We start from the raw sequence: 15,239 nt of genomic DNA, 5'->3' as shown, positions 1-15,239 counted from the left end.
GGCTTACTCGAACGCGCCGACCGAGTCGTGGCTGAGGTTGTCGAAACGGGTGTATTCGCCGAAGAACTTCAGCTTGCACGAGCCGGTCGGGCCACCACGGTGCTTGCCGATGATGATCTCGGCCAGGCCCTTGTCCGGCGAACTTTCCTTGTTGTAGTAATCGTCGCGGTAGATGAACACGATCATGTCCGCGTCCTGCTCGATAGCGCCGGATTCGCGAAGGTCGGCCATCACCGGGCGCTTGTCGGTACGCGTTTCCAGCGAGCGGTTGAGCTGGGACAGCGCGATCACCGGCACGTTCAGCTCCTTGGCCAGGCCCTTGAGCGAACGCGAGATCTCGGAGATTTCGGTGGCGCGGTTCTCGCTGTTGCCCGGCACGCTCATCAGCTGCAGGTAGTCGATCACCACCAGGCCCAGGTCGTGCTCGCGCTTGAGGCGGCGGCACTTGGAGCGCAGCACTTCCGGCGACACGCCCGGCGTGTCGTCGATGAAGATCTTGGTTTCCTTCAGCATGCGGATGGCACCGGTGACGCGGCTCCAGTCCTCGTCCTCGAGCTGGCCGGTACGCAGGCGCTGCGCGTTGATGCGGCCATTGGAGGAGATCAGGCGCATCGCCAGCTGCGAGGCCGACATTTCCATCGAGAACACCGCCACGCCCTTCTTCGACTTGATCGCGGCGTACTCGGCGATGTTCAGCGCGAAGGTGGTCTTGCCCATCGCCGGACGCGCGGCAAGGATGATCAGGTCGGTCGGCTGCAGGCCGGCGGTCATCGCGTCGAAGTCGTTGTAGCCGGTCGGCAGGCCGGTGATGTTGCCGCCGTTCTCGAAGCGGTTGCGCAGCTCCTCGAAGGCGTCCTTCAGCGCGCCGGGCATGGCCACGAAGTCGGTCCGCCCGCGCGCGCCCTGCTCGGCGATGGCGAACACCGACTTCTCGGCGGTGGCCAGCAGTTCGGTGCTGTCGCGCCCTTCGGGCTGGAAGCCGTCATTGACGATGTCGGTGCCCACCTGGATCAGCTGCCGCAGCACCGCCTTGTCACGCACGATCTCGGCGTAGGCGCTGATGTTGGCCGCCGACGGCGTGGTGCTGGCCAGCTCGATCAGGTACGCACCATCGCCCACCTGGTCCAGCTTGCCCTGCGACTCGAACCATTCCCCCAGGGTCACCGCGTCGAACGGGCGGTCACGCTCGGACAGCTCGCGGATGGCGCGGTAGATCAGCTGGTGGTCGCGGCGGTAGAAGTCCTTCTCGGTCAGCGCCTCGTTGACCCGGTCGAATGCCTCCGGCGCCAGCATCAGGCCGCCGAGCACCGCCTGCTCGGCTTCCACCGAATGCGGGGGTACGCGCAGGGCATCAATGCGCTGTTCGCCGCGCTCAGCGCGGTCGTTGCGGTCGGAACGGAAACCAGTACGAGCGGACATAAGAAAAACGTGATTCCTGCGCTAAGGCACTACGGCCATGGTAGGTGGGCATCTGCCACCGGGGTACGGACAACTCTGTGGATAACCTGTCCACAATTCCAGCCCCCGCGGCCTGGCGGGGCGTTCCGGAGTGGGCGGCCATACAGAAAGAAGCACCCGGCGCCGTTGCGGCGCCGGGTGCCGATTATCGCAAAGCCGCCGCGCCCGTGCCGACCGCTCAGCCGGCGTGGTGGGTCCCGATCCAGGCCAGGAAGCGGTCCACGAAGCCCTGCAGGAACGTCCGCGTGGCCTCGTTGGTGATCGTGCCGTCGGCCTCGATCAGCCCGTCCTTGAAGTGCAGGAAGGCCTCCGGCTGCGCCAGCACCGCCAGATTCACGAAGACCAGCACGTTGCGCAGGTGCTGCTGGGCCAATGCACTGCCGATGGCCCCGATGGAGGCACCGGTCACCGCCGCCGGCTTGCCGTCGAAGGCATTGTCGCCGTACGGCCGCGACGCGGTGTCGATGGCATTCTTCAGCACGCCGGGGATGGAGCGGTTGTACTCGGGGGTGACGAACAGGACCGCGTCGGCGGCACGCACCTGGTTCTTCATCCGCGTGCCCTGCGCCGGAAACTGGCCATCGTGGTCCTGGTTGTACAGCGGGATATCACCGATCTGGATGTACTCGAAGCTGGCCCGGTCCCCGGCCAGCTTCTGCAGCGCATGCGCCAAGCGGCGGTTGATCGAATCCTTGCGCAGGCTACCGACGAAAACGGCAATCTTGTAGGGGCTCATGGCGGGCTCCAACCGGAAGATGGGGGCAGGCTAGCCGCCCGCCGCGTTGGACCGGGTGAAGGCCGCGCGCCCCGCCCCGTTCCCGCGGACGCGGGAGGAGCGAGGTTGCCGCAACGTGCGGGCGTGCCAGCCGGACCGCGATGGCAGGTGCCTCACGCCAGTTGCGCGGCCGCGGCGACGATATCGCCCTCGCCCGGCAGCACCAGCAGGGCGGCACCGGCCAACGGCGTGTAGGTATCGGCACCGGTCACCCGCCGCAGCGGCACCTGGCCGTGGCCGGCCTCGACCAACGCGGTGATCACGCCCTCGCCCACCCCGGCGCTGTGCCGGCCCTCGTCGACCACCAGGATCCGCTTGGCGCCCTTGGCCTGTTCGGCGATCCAGCCTTCGTTCAACGGCACCAGCCAGCGCAGGTCGAGCACCCGCACCTTCCAGCCCTGCGCCTGTTCGATGGCCCTGGCCGCGCGCAGGCTCATCGGCACGCCGTTGCCATAGGTGAAGATCACCAGGTCGTCATTGCCTTCGCCATACGCGCGCCCCTCGCCCAGCGCGATGGCCTGCTCCGGCGCCGGATACGGGAACAGCCATTGCCCATCGCCGGTCTCGTACAGGTCCTTGGTCATGTACAGCGCGATCGGCTCCAGGAAGATGCAGACCCGCCCGTCCACCTTGGCCAGCGCCGCCAGCGTGCGCAGCATCGCCGCCGCATCATCGCCGCGCGACGGGCAGCCCACCACCAACCCGGGGATATCGCGGATGGCGGTGATCGAGTTGTCGTTGTGGAAGTGGCCGCCGAAGCCCTTCTGGTAGCCCAGCCCGGCGATGCGGATCAGCATCGGGTTGCGGTACTGGTCGTTGGAGAAGAACTGCAGCGAGCAGGCTTCGCCACGCACCTGGTCGATGGCGTTGTGCAGGTAGGCCAGGTACTGGATCTCCGGCAGCGGCAGCATGCCCATGTTGGCGAAGCCCTGCGCCATGCCCAGGATCATCGTCTCGTCCAGCAGCGTGTTGAACACCCGGCGCGGGCCGAATGCCTTCTGCAGGCCCTTGGTCACCGTGTAGACGCCGCCCTTCTGCGCCACATCCTCGCCGAACAGCAGCGTTTCCGGGTACTTGCAGAACAGGTCGTGCAGGGCCTGGTTGATCTGGATGGCCAGGTGCTTGGGCGGCTGGTTCTCCGGCAGCGCGGCCTCGCTCCCGAACACCTGCAAGCGGCGCTCGGCGTAGTCGGCGCGGGTGGCTTCCTTGACCACCCGCGCCGGCGAGTACGGCGCCAGCGGTGCAACCACCTCAGCCAGTGCCTTCAGCCGCGGCCGCTGGTCGGCGGCTTCGGCCGCTTCGAAGCAGCGGCGCCGGGTGTGCTCGTACAGCGCCAGCACTTCGTCCTTGTCCATCAACCCGGATTCCACCGCGATCTGCGCCGAACGCAGCAGCGGGTCACCGGCCTCTACCGCGCACAGTTCCTCCAGGGCCCGCCATTCGATCTCGAAGTCGGTGCCGGCATGGCCCATCAGGCGGTTGGTGCGCAGGTGCAGGAAGGTCGGCCGGCGGGTGCGGCGGCAATGCTCCACCGCACGCTGCACCTCGGCGTAGCCGCCGGCCAGGTCCAGGCCGTCGGCCTGGAAGTAATCCAGCCCGGGCCGGTGGCGGAAGCTCTCGCCGATCCAGCCTTCGGGCGTCTTCACCGAGATGCCGATGCCGTTGTCCTCGCAGACGAACAGCACCGGGGCCGGCAGCTTCTGGAAGCTGCTCCACGCCGCGGCGTTGAAGGCGGTCTGCGCAGTGGCATGGTTGGCCGAGGCATCGCCGAACGAGCACACGGTGATGCTGTCATCGGGGATCGGCAGCGCGTGGCCCAGCCGCTTGCCGGCCTCGATCGCCATCGCCGTGCCCAACGCCTTGGGCAGGTGCGAGGCGATGGTCGAGGTCTGCGGCAACACCCACAGCGGCTTGCTGCCCCATACCTTGTGGCGGCCGCCGCTGGCCGGGTCGTCCTTGCTGGCGGCGAACGACAACGCCGAATCCATCACCGGGTCCATGCCGGGCAGCTTGCGGAAGCGCTCGGCCATGAAGCCACCGGAGCGGTAATGCAGGAAGGCCGGATCGGTATGCCGCGTCGCCCGCGCCACCATCGCGTTGCCCTCGTGGCCGGATGAACCAATCGTGTAGAAGACCTTGTTCTGCACGCGCAGCACGCGCGCCATCAGGTCCAGGTGGCGGCTGATCAGTTGTGACTCGAACAGCTCACGGAAGCCGGCCGCATCCAGCGCGCTGCCCGGCAGCACCGGCGCGGCGTCCTGCGGGCCGGCATCCGGCCCACGGCCCAGGCCGTTCACGAATTCGATGAAGTTGGTATCGCAGATCTCGGCGCGGTTCAGGCCCTTCATCCGGGCCGGGATGGGATTCGGTACACGAGCGAACATGCAGACAGGCTCCACGAAACAAGGCGGTGTTGCGGGGGGAAATGGGGGGATCAGCGCGACGCGGCGAAGCGCGCCTGGACCTCGGCGTCCGGCACCGGCATGGCGACGAAGCCGGGCTGGCGGCGGACGTCCTCCAGCCAGCGTTCGACCGCCGGGTACGAAGACAGCGAAATGCCTCCGTCCTCGGCCACGGCGGTGTAGGCGAACAGGGCAATGTCGGCGATGCCGTAGTCGCCGCCGGTGAACCATTGGTGGTCGGTCAGGTGGTGGGCCATCACCGCCAGCGCCTCGTGGCCGCGCGCGCGCAGCCGCGGCAGGTCGGCACGGCGCGGCGAGTCATCCGGCGTCCAGCCACTGATGAAGCGCGCCACCGCGATGCAGGGCTCGTGGCTGTACTGCTCGAAGAACATCCAGGACAGCGCCTGGGCACGTTGCCAGCCATCGGTCGGCAGGAACGGCGTGCCTTCGGCCAACCAGAACAGGATGGCATTGGATTCGGCAAGCACGCGACCATCGTTGCGCTGCACCACCGGCACCTTGCCGTTCGGGTTCAGCGCCAGGAACTCGGCCGTGCGGGTATCGCCGCCGGCGCTGTCGACCTCTTTCCACTGGTAGCGGGAGCTCAGTTGTTCCAGCAGCAAACGAACCTTGTGGCAGTTGCCCGAACTGGACATGCCGTAAACCGTCAGTGCAGCGGCAGTACTCACAGCGTCGATTCTCCCCGCACCGCGATGGCGTGCGGCAATTGAATATGACCGGAATCGACGCCGGTTGGTAGCTGCAACCGCAGCAATCGGCAGGCGGTCAGCGTGCCGCCAACCAGGCCTGCCGCGACTGCCCCCAAACCTCCACGTCCACCTCATGCGGCGGCGGCAGTCGGGCATTGCGCAGCACCCGCGCACCCAGCTTGCGCGCCACGTGCTGGGAGTTGCTGTTGTCCGGCGCGATGGTATGGATCACCTCCTCCCAGCCCAGCGCATCAAAGGCCCAATCGATGGCCGCGCGTGCGGCTTCCGGGGCGTAGCCGCGTCCCCAGTGCGACGACACGATGCTCCAGCCCACCTCGGTGCCGGGCCAGCCGTACGGCTGCCAGGGCCCGACCCGGCCGATCCAGGTCCCGCTGTCCTTCTCGATGACGGAGAACATCGAGTAGCCCAGCAACTGCCAGCTGCCGACCAGCCCGGCCAGGCTGCGCCACGCCACCGGCTTGGGCTGCACGCCACCCAGGTGCTGCATGGCCACCGGGTCGGCGCAGAACGCGGCAAAGGCCTCGAAGTCCTGCCGGCCCGGTGGGCGCAGGATCAGGCGTTCGGTTTCCAGACGCAGATCGAAGATGCTCATGGATCAAGGCTCCTGCCGGGATTGGTCGGAACCCTAACACCTGCCCGGGACATCGGTCGCCTGCGCGATGCGGTCCGGCTCCAAACAAGGAAGGCCGGCAAGATGCCGGCCTTCCAGATGCTCTCGGTGCAGCACGCTTGCTTACTGGCGGCTGCTGCCCCCATCCACCGCGGCGGTCTGCGTCACCACCTGGCCGTCCAGCACCGGCAGGCGGTCGCTGCTCGGGCGGTTGTCCATCCGCACGGTCTTTTCCTGGCCCTCGTAGCGGTAGGTCACGTCATAGCCGACCGTGCGGTCGCTGTTGCCCAGCGACACGCGCTCACCCGGACGGCTGTCCATGCGCATCGTACCGGTGCTGCCATCGGGCTTGCGGTAGGTCACGTTGTAGCCGGTCACGCGGCTGCTTTCGGCGGTGCGCTGCTCGGTGTGGCACTGGCGCTCGGTGCGCTGGACCACACGGCCGCCCACGTGGCGCTTGTCGACCTGGTTGCCGATCACACCGCCGGCCACCGCGCCTGCAGCGGTTGCCGCCTTCTTGCCGTTGCCGCCGCCGATCTGGTTGCCCAGCAGGCCACCGATCACCGCGCCCGCCACGGTGCCGCCGACGTTGCCGTCGCGCTCGGGCAGCCGCTCCTGCACCACCACGTCGTTGCAGACCTCATGCGGGGTGCTGGTGGTCGAGGTCTCGTTGATTGGCTCGGTGCGGGTCACCGTGCCGTACACGCGCTCCTTCTCGGTGACCGGGGCCACCTTCAGCACGTCGGCGTATTCCAGCTTGCCGCCTGCCTCGACCTGCGAACTGGCAGCGGCGTCATCGGCCAGCGGCTGGTTGTCCAGCACCGGGTTCGGTGTCTGCGCGGCCGGCAGCGTGGTGGCCTTGTCGCGCCCCTGCATGAAAGCGGCAGTGGCGATGCCACCCACCAGCAGGGCGCCGGCGGCAACCAGAACAGTAGTGGTCGTGCTTTTCATGGTTCAGCTCCCTGCGGATGGCCCGCGTCTTGATATGGGGTGGATTCCAGCACGCCAAAGCTGAACAGAGGCCCGCATGAATGGCATCGGCCTATCGAAAAAGCACGGCACGCCGCAATATCGCGGTTGTTGTACTCCCCAACCACAGGATTTGCCATGTCCCTGATGCTGACGCCGTTTATGGAGTGGGCGCGCAAGCTGCGCTACCCGACCCTGTTCAAGATCACGGCAGGCCTGTTCCTCGTCACGTTGCTGCTGCCGGACCCGATCCCGTTCCTGGACGAGATCCTGTTCGGGCTGGGTACGCTGCTGCTGGCCAACTGGAAGCGACGCAAGGACCCCTCCGACGCGCCGCAGGTGTTGCCGCCACGCAAGTCCTGACCCGTGCAACTGGTCGACAGCCACTGTCACCTCGATGCCGATGCGTTTGACGCCGACCGCGCGGCGGTGATCGCGCGCGCGCAGGCGGCCGGGGTGATCGCACAGGTGGTGCCGGCGGTGACCGCGGCCAGCTGGCCCAAGCTGCGCCAGAGCTGCACGCTCGCCCCCGGCCTGTTCCCGGCCTATGGGCTGCACCCGATGTTCCTGGCCGAACACCGGCCGCAACACCTGCAGCAGCTGGAAGAATGGATCACCCGCGAATCCCCGCGCGCCATCGGCGAATGCGGCCTGGACTTCTTCGTTGAAGACCTGGACCCCGAAGCACAGCGGTTCTATTTCCAGGGCCAGCTCGACCTGGCCCACCGCCACCGGCTGCCGCTGGTGGTGCACGCCCGCCGCGCGGTGGACGAGGTCATCCTGCGCATCCGCCGCACCGGCGGGCTGCAGGGGGTGGTCCACAGCTTTTCCGGCAGCCCGGAACAGGCCCGCCAGTTATGGCAACTGGGGTTCCTGATCGGCCTTGGTGGCCCCCTCACCTATCCCCGCGCCAACCGCCTGCGCACGCTGGTGGCGCAGATGCCATTGGAGTTCCTGCTACTGGAGACCGATGCGCCGGACCAGCCGGACGCCGGCATCCGTGGTCAGCGCAACGAACCGGCCCGGCTGGCCAGCGTCCTGGAAACCCTCGCCGAGCTGCGCGGACAGGCGCCGGAAGAAATCGCCGCGCAGACCACCGCCAACGCGCAACGCCTGTTCGGACTGCCGTAGGGGCGGCCCGGGCCGCGAAGTTCGCGAAGCGGCTCCTACGTGGCTTTCTTCTTCAGCAGGACTTCCAGCGCCTTGCCGACCGCGGCGAAGGCGAATGCCCCGGTGATGTGGGTGGCCGCGCCCAGTCCGGCGCCACAGTCCAGCTTCATCGCCTCGTCCGGGCCCAGGTTCGGGCGCAGGCCGCACACGCTGCCGTCGGCCTGCGGGTACTTCACGTTCTCCAGCGAGTACACCGCCGACACACCGAAGTAGCGCTGCGGGTTCTTCGGGAAATTGAACTCGGCGCGCAGCTTCTTGCGGATCAGCGCCATCATCGCGTCGTGCTCGGTACGCGACACGTCGCGCACCCGCACCAGAGTCGGGTCGGTGCGTCCGCCGGCCGCGCCGACGGTGATCATCGGCAGCTTGCGGCGGCGGCACCAGGCAATGGCCTCCACCTTGACCCGGAAGCTGTCGCAGGCATCGATCACCAGGTCGAAGTTGCGGTCCAGCAGTTCGGCCATGTTCGAACCGGTCAGGAACGACTCCACCGCCTCGACCTCGATGTCGGGGTTGATCGCCTTGCAGCGCTCGGCCATGGCCAGCGCCTTGTTGCGACCGTACTGGCCCACCAGCGCGGGCAGCTGCCGGTTGGTGTTGGACACGCAGATGTCGTCGGCGTCGATCAGGCTCAGGTGCCCGACCGCCGAGCGCGCCAGCGCCTCGACCACCCAGGACCCCACCCCGCCCATGCCGACCACGGCCACCCGGCAGCCGGCCAGGTGCTCGATGGTCCCGGCACCGTACAGCCGGTCGATGCCGGCGAATCGCTCACGCAGTTGTTCTTTCATCCGCCCATTTTAGCCGGGACGGCATAATGGCCGGGCAGTACCCCTACAACGACCATGCCATGTAGCCCGGAGCCAACGCATATGTCCGAACCCGTCCGCCAGCCGTCCAAGGCTGCCCGTTATCTCTATGTCCTCATCGCCGGCCTGCTGATCGGCGTGGTGGCGACGGTGATGGGCATGCGTGCCATCCAGGCCCGCCAGGACCATTTCCCCGACAGCCTGATGACGGTGATGTCCAAGCAGGTGCAACTGCTGGGCGAAAGCCAGAAGCAGAACCGCTGCACCATCAACGACACCGCCCCGCGCGTGCAGACCCTGCGCGCCCTGGCCAACGACCTGGAAGTCGCCTTCCCCGGCCTGCGTGACGACGAGCGGTTCCAGCAGCATGCCAACCGCTTCCGGGCCACCCTCAACGACGCCCTGGCCAAGCCGGCGGCGGACTGTGCCAGCCTGGCGGCGCTGTCCCAGAAGATCGGCAGCGACTGCAAGAGTTGCCACCAGGACTTCAAGTAATCCATCGGTGAATATCGCGTTCACATGTGGTTGGCCCTCCATTCACATGTGAAACGACAGGATCTACGCCGTCGGGTAAGCACTTACCTTTTTGTTCACTGGCGAAGGAGAAGCACCATGAAGATTCAGTTGATCGCCGCAGGCGCCATTGCCAGTCTGGCTCTGGCCGGTTGCGCCACGTCGCCCGGTTACGGCGGCGGCTACAACGGTGGTGGCAACAACTATGGTGGCGGCTACGGGAGTGGCAACAACTACAACCAGAACCGCTGCGCCGATTGCGGCATCGTCACCCGCATCAACGCCGTGTCCTCCGGCCGCACCGCACCGACGGCGACCGGCGCGATCCTGGGCGGCATCGTCGGCGCCGTGGCCGGCCATGAGATCTCCGACCACACCGGCGGCAGCAAGGGCAACCAGAACATCGCCGCCGTGGCCGGCGCCGCCGCCGGCGCGCTGGCAGGCAACAAGATCCAGCAGAACGTCACCGGCGAGTCCTATGACATCCAGGTGCGCATGGACGACGGCCGCGTGATCATGGTCAACCAGAAGAACCTCAACGGCGTGGCAGAGAATGCCTACGTCCGCGTGATCAATGGCCGCGTGGTACTGCGCTGATCCTGGCAACCGCCACGCCGGAAAAGGAAAGGCCCGCTTGCGCGGGCCTTTCTTTTGTCATGCCAGCCTGTCTGTATCAGACCGGCTGCACGGCGTCGGCCTGCAGGCCCTTCTGGCCCTGGACGACGGTGAAGGAGACCTTCTGGCCTTCCTTCAGGCTCTTGAAGCCCTGGGTCTGGATGGCGCGGAAGTGCACGAACACATCCTCACCATTCTCACGGCTGATGAAGCCAAAGCCCTTGGCATCGTTGAACCACTTGACGGTACCGGTTTCGCGATCGGACATCTCGACTAACTCCCTGTTGCTCTCTCTCGTTTGATGGAACGCCCCGGAAGGCGGCTGATTGCAAGGAGGAAGCGAGGTGCAACGATGCAGCAAATCGTGCGATCTACCCATCAGGCCACGATTCACGGTGACCTTGCCAAGCTCAGCGGCTGCAACTTAACCCGGGAAAAATCAAATTGCAATCCCGGTGAAGCCGTTAAAGTCAACCCCCAATGGACCCTTTCAGAACCAATATGGACTATTCATTCATCTTCTATACGGTTGCGGCCCTCCTCGTATTGACCGGCATCGCCGGCATCATCCTGCCCGCGCTGCCCGGGGTCCCGCTGGTGTTCGTGGGCCTGCTGGTGGCCGCCTGGACGGAAGGGTTCGAACGGGTCGGTTGGATCACGTTGGTCGTGCTTGGCGTTTTGACCGTCATTTCCATCATCATCGACGTCATATCGACGGTGATCGGCGCAAAGAAGGTGGGCGCCAGCCGCCTGGCGCTGGTCGGCTCGGCGGTCGGCACGGTGGCCGGCCTGTTCTTCATGCCGATCGGCCTGTTCGTCGGCCCCTTCCTGGGCGCGCTGGGCGGCGAGTACCTGCACGGGCGCAAGCTGGGCCAGGCCACCAAGGTCGGCCTCGGCACCTGGCTGGGCATCGTACTGGGCGTGGCCTTCAAGCTGGGCCTGGCCATGACCATGGTCGCGGTGTTCGCGGTGGCGTGGTTCGTCAACTGAGCGCGCGGCCAAGACTCCCCCTACACAGGGCAATCGCCGACAATGTCAGCCGGAGCACGGATGCCGCTTTGCTGCGGAAGTCCCCGGCCCTTTGCCATGACCGGAACCCCACCATGCCGAACACGCCCCTTCGCTATGCCCTGCTGACCGCCCTGGCCAGCGCCAGCGCCCCCGCCCTGGCCCAGGAATCCCTCACCGCCCCCGCATCGCCACAGGCCTGCTTCGCGCTGGACTCCGACGCCGCGCGCCTGGCCTGCTACGACAGCGCGCTGGGGCGCACTCCGGCCGACACCCGTGCCGCCGATGCCGCGGCCAACGCCGCGCAGGCCGCTCGCAAGGAAGCCAAGGTCAGTGCCAAGGCCCTGGATGAGGAGGACCCGCGCCGCAACGAGCTGTTCGCCCACGACGAGCTGGCGGCAATGGCCGCCAACGCCGGCCGCGGCTCGCTGCTGGACAGCCGCTGGGAGCTGGCCAAGGACTCCAAGCTCGGCCTGTTCCAGCTGCGCGCCTACAAGCCGGTGTACCTGCTGCCCGCGTTCTGGAGCAGCAAGCCCAACGAAATGCCGCACTCGCCCAACCCCAACAACACGGTCACCGAGCCGGAAGCACTGAACAGCACCGAGCTGAAGTTCCAGCTCAGCTTCAAGACCAAGGTGGCCGAGAACCTGTTCGGCGACAACGGCGACATCTGGGTCGGTTACACCCAGAGCTCGCGCTGGCAGGCCTACAACAGCGAACTGTCGCGCCCGTTCCGCGAGACCAACTACGAACCGGAAGTGATGCTGGCCTTCCGCAACGGCTATTCGCTGCTGGGCTGGAACGGCCGCATGACCGGCATCAGCCTCAACCACCAGTCCAACGGCCGCAGCGACCCGCTGTCGCGCAGCTGGAACCGGGTGATCTTCAACTTCGGCCTGGACCGCGAGAACTGGGCCCTGATGCTGCGCCCGTGGTACCGCATCCCCGAAGGCGACCGCGACGACAACAACCCGGACATCGAGGACTACATCGGCCGTGGCGATGCCACCCTGGTGTACAACCGCAATGGCCACGAACTGGCCATCACCGGCCGCCACTCGCTGCGCAGCGGCGACCGCTCGCATGGCTCGCTGCAGGTGGACTACGGCTTCCCGATCAACAACCTGCTGCGCGGCCACGTGCAGGTGTTCGATGGTTATGGCGAGAGCATGATCGACTACAACCACCGGGCCACTTACATCGGCGTCGGCGTCTCCCTGCTGGAGTGGTACTGAGGCAATGAAGGCAACCCTCTGGCACAACAACCGCTGCTCCAATTCACGTGGCGCGCTGGCCCTGCTGCAGGAAGCCGGCGTGGACGTGGAGGTGATCAACTACCTGGAGACACCGCCTTCGATCGCCGAGCTGCGCACGCTGCTTGCCGAAATGGGCATGCCTGCCCGCGACCTGCTGCGCAGCAAGGAAGCGGCGTATGCCGAGCTGGGCCTTGCCGACAAGCTGGACGACGAGCCGGCGCTGCTCCAGGCCATGCATGCCCACCCCGTCCTGATCAACCGGCCGATCGTGCGCACCGCCAAGGGCACCGCCCTGTGCCGCCCGCCGGAGACGGTGCTGCAGCTGATCGACTGAGCCGCCTGGCGTGGCCGTCCACCGGCGGCCACGGTCTGCGCGCCATTCAGCGCTCTGCGGACTTCGCCGCGACGATCGCGTCGTACAGCTCCTCGAAACTCTTGCTGGGCTGGAACAGCCGGCCATTGATGAAGAACGTCGGCGTGCCGCCGACGCCACTGCGCAGGGCGCCATCGATGTCATCCTGGATGCGCCGCATGAAGCGGGCATCCTCCATCGCGGCAACCAGCCCGTCCTCCGGCAGGCCCAGTTCGCGCATCAGCTCCCGGTAGATCACCTCACCCAGCTGCTGTTGGCTGCGGAACAGGGCATCGTGGGCCGGCCAGAACTGCCCCTGCGCGGCGGCATACTCGGCCGTGATCGCCGCCGGCAGCGCCTGCGGGTGCGACTGGACCAGCGGGAAGTTGCGGAACACCACGCAAAGCTCGTCGCCGAACCGCTGCTGCAGCCGCTTCACCAGCGAGAACGCCTCGCCGCAGTAGGGGCACTGGTAATCGGCATACTCGACCAGCACCACGGGCGCATCCAGCCTCCCCTGGTAATGGTCCTGCGCACTTACCGGAACACTCAGCACACTCATCGGCTCACTCCGGACAGGAATCAACGGCGTCGCACCATCGCCCGGCACCCCGGGCGCGTGCTCTGCCGGCCACGCTACGCCTGGACCCGCGCAGCCCGCGTGAAACCGGGCGCCCCCCTTTCCCATGCCGGGAACGGCGGGCAGAATCCCTGCGAGCCCGACAGGAAGTCCGTGTATGACCCGACCGCATCGTTCGTTCTTCGCCTATGGTTCTGCCCTGCTGGGGGTGCTGAGCCTGATGGCGGTCGCCTGCTTCCACTTCCCCGAACTGCTGACCAGCCGCGAGTTCCGCGCCGTCTACAACGAGCAGTTCGCCCGCCACCTGCTGCTGGTCGGGCTGGCGGCGGCCTTCATCATGGGCACCTTCGCCATCCTGCGTGACCGCAACAAGCGCATCGCCACCCTGGGCGTGGGCACGGCCACCCTCGCGGTGCTGCTGGGCGGCACCAACGTGCAGTTCGACCCGGTCGGGCAGACGCCGTATTCGCTCGGCCTGGATTGGTTCGTGCTGTCCCTGTTCTTCTCGGCGCTGGTGTTCGTGCCGCTGGAGCGCTACCTGGGCAAGCGCGTGCTGTCGCCGCTGCGGCCCGGTTGGCGCACCGACGTGGGCTACTTCTTCATGAGCCACGTGCTGGTGCAGTTCATCCTGATCCTGGTGACCGCCTCCACCTCGACCATCGCCGGGCTTGCAGCGTTTCCCTCATTGAAAGCGTTGATCCAGTCGCTGCCGGTCTGGGCGCAGTTCCTGATCGCCGTTTTCGTGGCCGACATGGCCCAGGCCCTGTTGCATCGCGCGTACCACAATATTCCCTGGCTCTGGCGTTTCCACGCGGTGCACCACTCCAGCCGCCACATGGACTGGCTGGCCGGCTCGCGCATCCACATCGTCGAGATCGTGATGACGCGCAGCGCGGTGCTGCTGCCGCTGCTGGTCCTGGGCTTTTCCACGCCGGCGGTGAACGCCTACGTGATCCTGGTCGGCCTGCAGGCCGTGCTGGCGCACGCCAACCTGGGCATCCGCTTCGGCTGGCTGGAGTACCTGCTGGTGCTGCCGCGTTACCACCACTGGCACCACGCGCGGCAGAAGGAATACGTGGACGTGAACTACGCCATCCACCTGCCGTTGGTGGACATGCTGATGGGCACCTTCAAGCTGCCGCGCGACCAGGCACAGTGGCCGGAAGAGTACGGCGTGATGAAGCTGGAGACGGTGCCGAAGGGGATCATCCAGCAGCACCTCATGCCGTTCCAGGGCGGGCGCAAGTACGAGGACTTCGTGGATTGAAGCCGGGCTTGGCGCCTTGCCGTCGCGCGAAGGCGGCGTTGGGGCGCCGCCGACTCACGTCCAGTCGGTGATGCCCTCGCGGCGGTAGACCTCGGTGAATGCCGGGCGCGCCTTCATGCGTGCGGCATGCGCGGCCAGCACCGGCCACTGGTCGGTCGGGCGCGGCATGTTGCGGCTCCAGCGCATCAGCATGGTCAGCAGGAAATCAACCACGCTGGCCCGCTCACCCAGCACGTAGGGACCATGCGCCTGCAGGTGGTCGGCCATCTGCTGCCAGGCGGCTTCCAACTGCAGGCGCGCGCGTCGCTTCACCTCGCCGACGTTGGCCTCACCGGCCGGCTCATCCGGATAGAACCAGGCGCGATAGGCCGGCATCAGCGTGTACACGCAGAAGCAGATCCAGCGGTAGTAATCACCCCGCGCCGGACTGCCCGGCAGCGGCGCCAGTCCGGCCTGCGGGTGCAGATCGGCCAGGTGCATGGCGATGGCCGCCGATTCGGTCAGCACCTGCCCGTCCAGAACCAGCGTGGGCACGCGGCCGGCCGGATTCAGCGCCAGGTAGTCGGCCGACTTCTGCTCGCGGCGGTCGAAGTCCAACTGGTGCAGTTCGTGCTCGATGCCCAGTTCGAGCAACAGCCAATGCACGACCAGCGAGGCGGTGCTTTGCGAGCCATACAACACGACGGACATGGGCAGCTTCCAAAGGGGCGATGCGGCATTCTAG

At 67.0% G+C, this 15,239-nt stretch carries 18 protein-coding genes; 8 read left to right on the top strand and 10 right to left on the bottom strand.

The genetic code is table 11. From position 1 onward, the window contains the following. Positions 1 to 3 precede the first annotated feature (3 nt). The 6 genes from ACIPR8_RS06735 to ACIPR8_RS06710 all read right to left on the bottom strand — a co-directional run bounded on the left by ACIPR8_RS06735 (position 4) and on the right by ACIPR8_RS06710 (position 6,927). On the bottom strand, positions 4 to 1,419 hold the full coding sequence (locus tag ACIPR8_RS06735; protein ID WP_132864164.1) for a replicative DNA helicase: 1,416 nt from the start codon (positions 1,417 to 1,419) through the stop codon (positions 4 to 6). Positions 1,420 to 1,636: 217 nt separating this feature from the next. Beyond that, the gene (locus ACIPR8_RS06730; protein WP_446540502.1) at positions 1,637 to 2,194 is read right to left on the bottom strand and encodes an NADPH-dependent FMN reductase; all 558 of its coding nucleotides are present in this window, start codon (positions 2,192 to 2,194) and stop codon (positions 1,637 to 1,639) included. A gap of 152 nt (positions 2,195 to 2,346) precedes the next feature. After that, on the bottom strand, positions 2,347 to 4,617 hold the full coding sequence (locus ACIPR8_RS06725) for a thiamine pyrophosphate-dependent enzyme (RefSeq protein WP_313250871.1): 2,271 nt from the start codon (positions 4,615 to 4,617) through the stop codon (positions 2,347 to 2,349). A 50-nt stretch (positions 4,618 to 4,667) separates the two neighbouring features. Next, the gene (locus ACIPR8_RS06720; protein ID WP_446540501.1) at positions 4,668 to 5,324 is read right to left on the bottom strand and encodes a glutathione S-transferase family protein; all 657 of its coding nucleotides are present in this window, start codon (positions 5,322 to 5,324) and stop codon (positions 4,668 to 4,670) included. A 97-nt stretch (positions 5,325 to 5,421) separates the two neighbouring features. Then, positions 5,422 to 5,958: a GNAT family N-acetyltransferase gene (locus tag ACIPR8_RS06715; RefSeq protein ID WP_313250875.1), complete on the bottom strand. Its 537-nt coding sequence runs from the start codon at positions 5,956 to 5,958 to the stop codon at positions 5,422 to 5,424. Between the two features lie 141 nt (positions 5,959 to 6,099). Continuing rightward, positions 6,100 to 6,927: a glycine zipper 2TM domain-containing protein gene (locus ACIPR8_RS06710; protein ID WP_446540500.1), complete on the bottom strand. Its 828-nt coding sequence runs from the start codon at positions 6,925 to 6,927 to the stop codon at positions 6,100 to 6,102. Between the two features lie 156 nt (positions 6,928 to 7,083). Between ACIPR8_RS06710 and ACIPR8_RS06705 the strand changes: the two genes are divergently transcribed. Next, the gene (locus tag ACIPR8_RS06705; RefSeq protein WP_132864170.1) at positions 7,084 to 7,308 is read left to right on the top strand and encodes a DUF6116 family protein; all 225 of its coding nucleotides are present in this window, start codon (positions 7,084 to 7,086) and stop codon (positions 7,306 to 7,308) included. 3 nt (positions 7,309 to 7,311) lie between these two features. Beyond that, positions 7,312 to 8,076, top strand: a complete 765-nt coding sequence (locus ACIPR8_RS06700) for a TatD family hydrolase (protein WP_446540499.1) — start codon at positions 7,312 to 7,314, stop codon at positions 8,074 to 8,076. 35 nt (positions 8,077 to 8,111) lie between these two features. Here ACIPR8_RS06700 and ACIPR8_RS06695 read toward each other — a convergent pair whose 3' ends face one another. Then, complete coding sequence (locus ACIPR8_RS06695; RefSeq protein WP_446540498.1) at positions 8,112 to 8,906, bottom strand: tRNA threonylcarbamoyladenosine dehydratase; 795 nt, start codon at positions 8,904 to 8,906, stop codon at positions 8,112 to 8,114. Positions 8,907 to 8,987: 81 nt separating this feature from the next. Between ACIPR8_RS06695 and ACIPR8_RS06690 the strand changes: the two genes are divergently transcribed. Both ACIPR8_RS06690 and ACIPR8_RS06685 read left to right on the top strand, forming a co-directional pair. Continuing rightward, positions 8,988 to 9,419 (top strand): cytochrome c, encoded by a 432-nt coding sequence (locus tag ACIPR8_RS06690; RefSeq protein ID WP_132864173.1) that lies wholly within the window; start codon positions 8,988 to 8,990, stop codon positions 9,417 to 9,419. 117 nt (positions 9,420 to 9,536) lie between these two features. Beyond that, positions 9,537 to 10,034, top strand: coding sequence for a glycine zipper 2TM domain-containing protein (locus tag ACIPR8_RS06685; protein WP_446540497.1), 498 nt, complete (start codon positions 9,537 to 9,539; stop codon positions 10,032 to 10,034). A 76-nt stretch (positions 10,035 to 10,110) separates the two neighbouring features. Here ACIPR8_RS06685 and ACIPR8_RS06680 read toward each other — a convergent pair whose 3' ends face one another. After that, positions 10,111 to 10,320 carry a cold-shock protein gene (locus tag ACIPR8_RS06680; protein ID WP_055944114.1) on the bottom strand — a complete coding sequence of 70 codons (210 nt, stop codon included), beginning with the start codon at positions 10,318 to 10,320 and terminating at the stop codon, positions 10,111 to 10,113. A 233-nt stretch (positions 10,321 to 10,553) separates the two neighbouring features. Between ACIPR8_RS06680 and ACIPR8_RS06675 the strand changes: the two genes are divergently transcribed. The 3 genes from ACIPR8_RS06675 (at position 10,554) to arsC (ending at position 12,650) form a co-directional block, all read left to right on the top strand. Then, a complete protein-coding gene (locus tag ACIPR8_RS06675; protein ID WP_192288440.1) occupies positions 10,554 to 11,042 on the top strand; it encodes a DUF456 domain-containing protein in 489 nt (162 codons plus the stop codon). Positions 11,043 to 11,155: 113 nt separating this feature from the next. Further along, on the top strand, positions 11,156 to 12,295 hold the full coding sequence (locus ACIPR8_RS06670; protein WP_192288439.1) for a phospholipase A: 1,140 nt from the start codon (positions 11,156 to 11,158) through the stop codon (positions 12,293 to 12,295). A gap of 4 nt (positions 12,296 to 12,299) precedes the next feature. After that, a complete protein-coding gene (gene arsC, locus ACIPR8_RS06665) occupies positions 12,300 to 12,650 on the top strand; it encodes an arsenate reductase (glutaredoxin) (protein WP_446540496.1) in 351 nt (116 codons plus the stop codon). Between the two features lie 46 nt (positions 12,651 to 12,696). Here arsC and ACIPR8_RS06660 read toward each other — a convergent pair whose 3' ends face one another. Beyond that, a complete protein-coding gene (locus ACIPR8_RS06660) occupies positions 12,697 to 13,230 on the bottom strand; it encodes a DsbA family protein (protein WP_446540495.1) in 534 nt (177 codons plus the stop codon). Positions 13,231 to 13,405: 175 nt separating this feature from the next. On the opposite strand from ACIPR8_RS06660, the gene ACIPR8_RS06655 reads away from it, so the two are divergent. After that, entirely contained in the window at positions 13,406 to 14,515 is a 1,110-nt protein-coding gene (locus tag ACIPR8_RS06655) for a sterol desaturase family protein (RefSeq protein ID WP_313250888.1), read from the top strand. Positions 14,516 to 14,569: 54 nt separating this feature from the next. Here ACIPR8_RS06655 and ACIPR8_RS06650 read toward each other — a convergent pair whose 3' ends face one another. Beyond that, positions 14,570 to 15,205 carry a glutathione S-transferase family protein gene (locus ACIPR8_RS06650; protein ID WP_446540494.1) on the bottom strand — a complete coding sequence of 212 codons (636 nt, stop codon included), beginning with the start codon at positions 15,203 to 15,205 and terminating at the stop codon, positions 14,570 to 14,572. Between the last annotated feature and the right edge of the window lie 34 nt (positions 15,206 to 15,239).

The sequence above is a fragment of the Stenotrophomonas sp. LARHCG68 genome (genome assembly GCF_052871705.1).
Note: the sequence above shows the minus strand (reverse complement) of the source record. Positions and strands in the feature narration are given on the sequence as shown.

Coding starts and splice junctions, on each gene's coding strand:
- ACIPR8_RS06735 (WP_132864164.1), bottom strand. CDS start 1,419: ATGTCCGCTCGTACTGGTTTCCGTTCCGACCGCAACGACCGCGCTGAG.
- ACIPR8_RS06730 (WP_446540502.1), bottom strand. CDS start 2,194: ATGAGCCCCTACAAGATTGCCGTTTTCGTCGGTAGCCTGCGCAAGGAT.
- ACIPR8_RS06725 (WP_313250871.1), bottom strand. CDS start 4,617: ATGTTCGCTCGTGTACCGAATCCCATCCCGGCCCGGATGAAGGGCCTG.
- ACIPR8_RS06715 (WP_313250875.1), bottom strand. CDS start 5,958: ATGAGCATCTTCGATCTGCGTCTGGAAACCGAACGCCTGATCCTGCGC.
- ACIPR8_RS06710 (WP_446540500.1), bottom strand. CDS start 6,927: ATGAAAAGCACGACCACTACTGTTCTGGTTGCCGCCGGCGCCCTGCTG.
- ACIPR8_RS06705 (WP_132864170.1), top strand. CDS start 7,084: ATGTCCCTGATGCTGACGCCGTTTATGGAGTGGGCGCGCAAGCTGCGC.
- ACIPR8_RS06695 (WP_446540498.1), bottom strand. CDS start 8,906: ATGAAAGAACAACTGCGTGAGCGATTCGCCGGCATCGACCGGCTGTAC.
- ACIPR8_RS06690 (WP_132864173.1), top strand. CDS start 8,988: ATGTCCGAACCCGTCCGCCAGCCGTCCAAGGCTGCCCGTTATCTCTAT.
- ACIPR8_RS06685 (WP_446540497.1), top strand. CDS start 9,537: ATGAAGATTCAGTTGATCGCCGCAGGCGCCATTGCCAGTCTGGCTCTG.
- ACIPR8_RS06680 (WP_055944114.1), bottom strand. CDS start 10,320: ATGTCCGATCGCGAAACCGGTACCGTCAAGTGGTTCAACGATGCCAAG.
- ACIPR8_RS06675 (WP_192288440.1), top strand. CDS start 10,554: ATGGACTATTCATTCATCTTCTATACGGTTGCGGCCCTCCTCGTATTG.
- ACIPR8_RS06670 (WP_192288439.1), top strand. CDS start 11,156: ATGCCGAACACGCCCCTTCGCTATGCCCTGCTGACCGCCCTGGCCAGC.
- arsC (WP_446540496.1), top strand. CDS start 12,300: ATGAAGGCAACCCTCTGGCACAACAACCGCTGCTCCAATTCACGTGGC.
- ACIPR8_RS06660 (WP_446540495.1), bottom strand. CDS start 13,230: ATGAGTGTGCTGAGTGTTCCGGTAAGTGCGCAGGACCATTACCAGGGG.
- ACIPR8_RS06655 (WP_313250888.1), top strand. CDS start 13,406: ATGACCCGACCGCATCGTTCGTTCTTCGCCTATGGTTCTGCCCTGCTG.
- ACIPR8_RS06650 (WP_446540494.1), bottom strand. CDS start 15,205: ATGTCCGTCGTGTTGTATGGCTCGCAAAGCACCGCCTCGCTGGTCGTG.